Source organism: Christensenella sp. (assembly GCF_034927525.1).
Taxonomy (GTDB): Bacteria; Bacillota; Clostridia; order Christensenellales; family Christensenellaceae; genus Christensenella.
Genome location: NZ_JAYFPU010000293.1, coordinates 1 through 6,845, shown reverse-complemented (window position 1 = coordinate 6,845; position 6,845 = coordinate 1). Strand labels below are relative to the sequence as shown.

General features: G+C 53.0%; 5 protein-coding genes. 4 read left to right on the top strand and 1 reads right to left on the bottom strand.

Annotation, left to right across the window (positions count from 1 at the left end):
- A partial coding sequence (locus VB081_RS11870) for a DNA polymerase III subunit alpha (RefSeq protein WP_323401013.1) occupies positions 1-3,267 on the bottom strand: 3,267 nt, incomplete at its 3' end.
- Between the two features lie 222 nt (positions 3,268-3,489).
- Here VB081_RS11870 and VB081_RS11865 point away from each other — a divergent pair.
- The 4 genes from VB081_RS11865 to VB081_RS11850 form a co-directional block, all read left to right on the top strand.
- Positions 3,490-4,284 (top strand): Cof-type HAD-IIB family hydrolase, encoded by a 795-nt coding sequence (locus tag VB081_RS11865; protein WP_323401012.1) that lies wholly within the window; start codon positions 3,490-3,492, stop codon positions 4,282-4,284.
- 4 nt (positions 4,285-4,288) lie between these two features.
- Positions 4,289-5,209 carry an HPr(Ser) kinase/phosphatase gene (hprK, locus tag VB081_RS11860; RefSeq protein WP_323401011.1) on the top strand — a complete coding sequence of 307 codons (921 nt, stop codon included), beginning with the start codon at positions 4,289-4,291 and terminating at the stop codon, positions 5,207-5,209.
- A complete protein-coding gene (gene murB / locus VB081_RS11855; RefSeq protein ID WP_323401010.1) occupies positions 5,167-6,123 on the top strand; it encodes a UDP-N-acetylmuramate dehydrogenase in 957 nt (318 codons plus the stop codon). Before hprK ends, murB begins: the two co-directional genes overlap by 43 nt.
- Positions 6,124-6,126: 3 nt before the next feature.
- A partial coding sequence (locus tag VB081_RS11850; RefSeq protein ID WP_323401009.1) for a PHP domain-containing protein occupies positions 6,127-6,845 on the top strand: 719 nt, incomplete at its 3' end.

The following is a 6,845-nucleotide window of genomic DNA, read 5'->3' as shown; positions in this document are numbered from 1 at the left end:
CGGGGTATCCTGCGCGATCTTCACGTATAGCTGCTTGCCCGCGAAAAACGAATCGTCCGGCACGAACGCGCTCACCTTTTCCGCCAGCAGCTCGATGCCGCTTTGCGCCGTGACCGTGATCTTTCCGCTGATTACCACAATGCTGTCATTGTGGATGAGCGCCTCTGCCTGTGAAAACACATTGGGGAACGCGAGCACGTTGATCTGCGCGTACAGGTCTTCCAGCACAAGGTTTGCCATCATTTTTTTCTGCTTGGTGGGGCGGATGCGCGTGGAGGTGATGATGCCGAGCAGCTCCACCTGCTTGCCGTCGTATTCGTACATCGTCATTTCTTCGCTTTGTGTCTGCATGATGTCGCCGATACTTACAGGACGCGCGCTGATCGAGCCTGCGATCTCGTCTAGTGGATGCCCGCTGATGTATAAGCCCGTCATCTCTTTTTCGTACGAAAGCTTTTGTGTTTCCTCAAACTCCGGAATATCCGGCATTGCGATGCTAAGAGCCTCGAATTCGCTCTCTGCGCTGTCGAAAAGTGATATTTGCCCGCTGGCCTGCCGCTTTTTCAGCTGCACCGCGTCCCCGAGCACCTGCTCGTATACCGCGGCGAGCTGTGAACGCTTGTTTTGGAAGCAATCGAAGCAGCCCGATAAAATCAAGCTTTCCAGCCTCTTTTTGTTGAGCACATCTGCGTTTTTATTGACAAAATCCTCAAAGCTTTTATAGCCGCCGCCCCGCCGGATGATCACCTCTTCGATCGCTTCGCCCACGTATGAAATAGCGGAAAGCCCGAAGCGTACGCCGCCGTCTTCCGTCGTGAAGCGCATATCCGAGCGGTTGATGTCCGGCGGAAGAATCGCCGTCCCCGCATGCTTTAGGGACTGGATATATTCCGCGAGCTTTTGCTTGCTCGTGATAAAGCTGTTGAGCAGCGCGGTCATAAATTCGACCGGATAATAGCACTTCAGATACGCCGTCTGATAAGCGACCACAGCATAGGCGCACGCGTGCGACTTGTTGAAGGCGTAGTTTGCGAACGCCATCATCTGGTCGAAAAGCGCCGTCGCTGTTTTTTCATCCATGCCGCGGCGCACCGCACCGTCGACAGTGACTTCACCGTCTTTTTCTTCCCCGTATATAAAGATCCTGCGCTCTTCTTCCAGCACGTCCTGTTGTTTTTTGCTCATGGCGCGGCGCACAAGGTCGCTTCTGGCCATCGAATAGCCCGCCACGTCGCGTACGATGCGCATGATCTGCTCCTGATACACCATACAGCCGTAGGTATCGTTTAAGATAGGTTCGAGCATTGGGTGCGCGTAATGTACGTTCTTATGGTCGTTCTTGCTGCGGATATACTCCGGTATGCTCTCCATCGGTCCGGGCCGGAACAGCGATATCCCGACCATGATCTCGTTTAGGTCGGACGGCTTTAAGTCCTGCATCAGCCTGCGCATGCCGCCGCTTTCTAACTGGAACATACCGTCTGTTTCGCCGCTCGTAATAAGGGCATACACCTTCTGGTCGGTCAGGTCGATATGGTCGATATCAATGTCTATCCCGTGGTTCTCCTTCACCATGCGCAGCGCGTCGCGGATGACTGTCAGCGTCCGCAGCCCTAAAAAATCCATCTTCAGCAGGCCGAGGCTTTCTAGCTTCTTCATCGTGTACTGCGTCATCACGCTCTCGTCCTTGGGGTTCTTTTGCAGGGGCACATAATCTGTGATGGTCGCGTCCGCGATGACGACCCCCGCCGCATGGGTGGATGCGTGCCGCGGCATGCCCTCTAACTTGCGCGCCACGTCGATGACTTGTTTTGCTTCCGGGTTGTTTTGGTATTCCGCCTGCAGCTTCGGGTTGCGCTCCATCGCCTTATCGATGGTCATTTTCAGCTCGAAGGGTACCATTTTGGCAAGCTTGTCCGCGTCGGCAATGCTCATGCGCATCACGCGCGCCACATCGCGGATCACCAGCCGCGCGCCCATCGTACCAAAGGTGATGATCTGCGCGACCCTTTCCTGCCCGTATTTCTGCGTGACATAGTCGATCACTTCCTGACGCCGCTCATAGCAGAAATCGATGTCGATATCCGGCATGCTGATGCGCTCGGGATTTAAAAAACGCTCGAACAGCAAATTGTATTCGATCGGGTCGATGTTTGTGATTCCGAGCGTATAGGCAATGATGCTGCCTGCCGCGCTACCGCGTCCCGGCCCGACCATGATATCGTGTGTTTTGGCAAAGTTCACAAAGTCCCATACAATCAGGAAATAATCTGTGAAGCCCATATCGTTGATGGTATTGAGCTCGTAATCGAACCGTTCCCTGATCTCGGGCGTGATATCGCTGTAACGCTCTTTTAGGCCTTCTTCGCCCAGATGCTTCAAATATTCAAAATTCGTATAGCCGTCCGGCACGGAAAATTCCGGCAGGTGGTTGCTGCCGAATTCGAATTCGAGATTGCATTTTTCCGCGACCTCGCGCGTATTGATGATCGCGTCCGGCACATTGGAGAACAATTGGAACATCTCCTTGGGAGATTTCAAATAAAACTCCTGTCCCTCAAACGCCATCTTGCTGGGCGCGTCGAGGGTCGTGACCGTCTGGATACACATGAGCACCTGCTGTGCGTGCGCGTCCTCCTGATCTACATAATGCACGTCGTTGGTCGCAACGAGCTTGATGCCCGTCTCGTCTGCGAGCTTTAGTATCATCGGGTTGATGCGCCGCTGCTCGGGAATGCCGTGGTCTTGTATTTCCAGATAAAAATCCTCGCCGAACATATCGCGCAGCTTTTCCGCCATCTTTTTTGCGCCATTGTAGTCGTTTTGGCTGAGCAGGCGCTGTACGTCGCCCGCAAGACACGCCGCGAGGCACACAAGCCCCTCCTTGTGCTCTGCGAGCAGGTCGTAATCGATACGCGGCTTGTAATAAAAACCCTCCAGCGAACCGGCGGAGACAAGCTTCATCAGGTTTTTATAGCCCGTCATATCCTTACACAGCAGCACAAGGTGGGCGTATTCTTTGGTGACGGCGTTCTTTTCGAACCGGCTCCCCTGCGCGACATAGACCTCACAGCCGATGATCGGCTTGATTCCGGCTTTTTTCGCCGCCGTATAAAAATCCAGCACGCCGTACATCACGCCGTGATCCGTAATGGCAAGCGCGTCCCTCTTCATCTCTTTTGCGCGCGCGACCAGATCGTCGATACGGCCCGCGCCATCCAGCAGGCTGTATTCTGTATGTACATGTAAATGTGTGAAATCTACCATAACCGTTTTCCTTTTGAGAGAGGTTTTTGGTGCCTTAAAAACTTATGGTTCCAGTATAACACGCGCTCTTTCCATATTGTGCAAAAATTGTGTTAATTTTTTATGTTTTGCGTTTTTTAAACCATACTGTGCCGGGAAGTTTATTTTGTAAAAAGCACCTTTATACTGTATAATGTTGGTATATGTATTTTTTATCACAGAAAGGAATGACAGAAAGATTTTATGGCTTATAAATTGATTGCACTCGATCTTGATAACACATTACTGAACGCAAAAAAAGAAATAACACCGGAAAACCGCAAGGCGATTGCCGCGGCGCGTGAGCAGGGCGTACACATCGTCCTTGCCTCGGGTAGGGCGTTTCCGGGCATCAAGCCCTTACTCAGTGACCTTGGTCTTACCGACTACGTCGTCGCCTGCGGCGGCGCACAGGTCATCGACCCGTGGGAAAACGTGGTGCATTCCATATATCTTCCGCCTATCGGCGCGAAACAGGTCATGCGTTGGGCGGCTGTACGCGACATCCATTTCCAGATCTATCTTGACGAGGGCATCTATTATTTGAAGGATACCCCTTACGCCGACCTGTACCGGAGGCTGTGCTCTTATGGCGGCGTTGCCGACCCGGACATCATGGATATGGAAACGGTTCTGACTTCGAAGATCGTCATGGTGGACGAGGAAGAAAAGATACAGGAATACGAAAGAGAGCTTCGCCCCACCTTTCCTGAATTTGCCTATCCCAAATCTCAGAAGGGATTTTTGGAAGTGATCAGCCCGGACGCGACCAAGGGGAACGCGCTCGCGTTTATTGCGACAAAGCTCGGCATCGAGCCTTCCCAGATCATTGCTATGGGCGACAACTCCATCGACGAAAGCATGGTCGAATATGCCGGCCTTGGCGTCGCCATGGAAAATGCAACGGACAATTTAAAGAGTATTGCCAATTATGTCTGCGGCACGTGCGAGCAAAGCGGTGTTGCGGAAGTGATCAACAAATACATTTTGGGGGTGTAGCGTTATGAAACGTGTCATCAAAATAGCTGATCTTGCACAGGCGATCAATTTGAGCACCATATATGTAGGCAAGCGGGATACCGCCGAAATCGATTCGAGCGACTTAAACCGTCCCGGACTCCAGATGAGCGGTTTTTTTGAATATTTCGCCGTCAACCGCATCCAGCTTTTTGGCATGGTGGAAATGACCTATTTGCAGACACTCGACCCGCAGACACGGCTTGAACGTCTCGACCGTTTCTTCTCTCACCCGATCCCGTGTGTGCTTATCGGGCGCAACTTAACGCCTCCCGACGAATTTCTGGAATGCGCGCGTAAATACGATGTGCCGGTGCTGATGTCCGGCCTCACGACAACTAAATTAAGCCATAAAACGTCCATTTATCTGGATGAATTATTGGCACCCGTCATCTCCCGCCACGGCGGCCTGATGGACGTATACGGCGTGGGCATGTTCATCACGGGCGACAGCGGCGTGGGCAAGAGCGAGACCGCACTCGAGCTTGTGAAGCGCGGACACCGTTTTGTCGCGGACGACGTGGTGGAGATACACAAGCTTTCCGACGATACGCTCGTCGGCCAGTCGCCGGATATCATCCGTCATATGATGGAGATCCGCGGGCTTGGCATCATCGACGTTTCTGTGTTATACGGCATGGGCAGTGTGGTACGCGAAAAGTCCATCACGCTTTCCATTCACTTAGAGCCGGGCGATGTGCGCGATATCGACCGTCTGGGTACGGCGGATAACCACATCACGCTGCTTGGCATCAAGGTGCCGCAGATCACGCTTCCCGTGCGCCCCGGGCGTAACCTTGCCATTGTGATGGAAGTAGCGGCTATGAATTTCCGCTTAAAGAGCATTGGTCAGGGCGGCGGCGAATGGCTGGCGCAAAATATTATGGATGTGGTACAGCAGTCATGACGCAAAACGAACTGATTGCCGCATTTGTAGCCATTTTAGGTGCGGACAGGGTTCTTGTGAACGAACCCATGAAAAACCATACGACATTCAAAACGGGCGGCGACGCTGCGTTGCTGCTCGTCCTTAATACGGAAGACGAGCTGATTTCCGCCCTGCGCATCTTAAGGCAGGAGAACGTTCCTTATACGCTCATTGGCCGCGGCTCTAACCTTCTTGTTTCGGACGAAGGACTTAAGGGCGTTGTTTTAAAGCTTGCGGACGGCTTTGATGAAGTAAGTGTAACAAAAGACGGCCTTGTATATGCACAGGCGGGCGCGACGCTTCGCAGCATATGTTTGGAGGCGATCTACGCCGGGCTTTCCGGCCTCGAATTCGCGGGCGGTATCCCCGGCTGCTTGGGCGGCGGTATTTCTATGAACGCTGGAGCTTACGGCGGTGAATTAAAGGACGTTACAGAATATGTGCGCGTATTGACGCCCGACCTTAAGGTGCAGACGCTCAGCAATGAACAGATGCAGTTTTCCTACCGCAAAAGCGCGGTGCAAAAGAGCGGTTGCGTGATCCTCGGCGCGGCCTTTCGTTTGACGCCGGGCGATGCGGACGAATGTATGGAAACCTTCAACTGCTTAAACGCACGGCGCAAGGAAAAACAGCCTTTGAACTTCCCCAGCGCAGGCAGTACCTTCAAGCGCCCACAGGGAAATTATGCGAGCGCCCTGATCGACGAGTGCGGCCTCAAGGGGTTTGCCATCGGCGGCGCACAGGTTTCCGAGAAGCACGCGGGGTTTATTATTAACACAGGAGAGGCCTCGTCGCGCGACATCTATGAGCTTATCTGTTATGTGCGGCAGGAAGTGCTGAAAAAAACCGGTGTTATGCTGGAGCCTGAGGTCAGGCTGTTGGGTGAATTTTAGAAAATGATTGAGATAGCTTGGGACACACATACGCATACGATACACAGCCACGGTACGGGTACGGTCGAGGACAACGTTCGTGCGGCGATACAAAAGGGCTTTACGAAGATCGTGATCAGCGATCACGGTGTGGGGCATCTTTTTTATAACATCCGTGATGTGGACGCTTATTTGAAGGACATCGACGCCATGCGTAAAAAGTACAAGAACGATATTGAGGTGCTTTCGGGCGCGGAGATGAACCTGCTTTCCGCAGAGGGCGACATCGATCTGCCCGAGCAGCTGACAGATGCTTTTGATATCAACCTGATGGGATATCACAAGCTGGCGCGCTTTCGGGGACTTAAGAACAAGCTGCATTTTTTGCTTCCCAAAAGCAGCAGCGAGGCGGCTGTCGCACGCAACACACAGGCCTACATCAACGCTATGGACAGATACCGCATTGATATCATCACGCACATCGGCTATGGTATCCCTGTCGATAAGCTCGCGGTTGCACGGCACGCCGCAAAGGTAGGGACTGCGCTTGAGATCAACGCCAAGCATCCGGAATTTACGACGGAGGAGTTGATCGAGTGCGCGAAGACGGGCGTATTGTTTTCCATCGGCAGCGACGCCCATTCCACGGATCGCATCGGCGATTTCGCTCCCGCCCTCAAAAAGGCGGAGGAAGCGGGGATCGCTGAAAAGCAGATCATCAATGCAAGGAGAAATGAACCATG

Coding starts and splice junctions, on each gene's coding strand:
- murB (WP_323401010.1), top strand. CDS start 5,167: ATGGCTGGCGCAAAATATTATGGATGTGGTACAGCAGTCATGACGCAA.
- hprK (WP_323401011.1), top strand. CDS start 4,289: ATGAAACGTGTCATCAAAATAGCTGATCTTGCACAGGCGATCAATTTG.
- VB081_RS11865 (WP_323401012.1), top strand. CDS start 3,490: ATGGCTTATAAATTGATTGCACTCGATCTTGATAACACATTACTGAAC.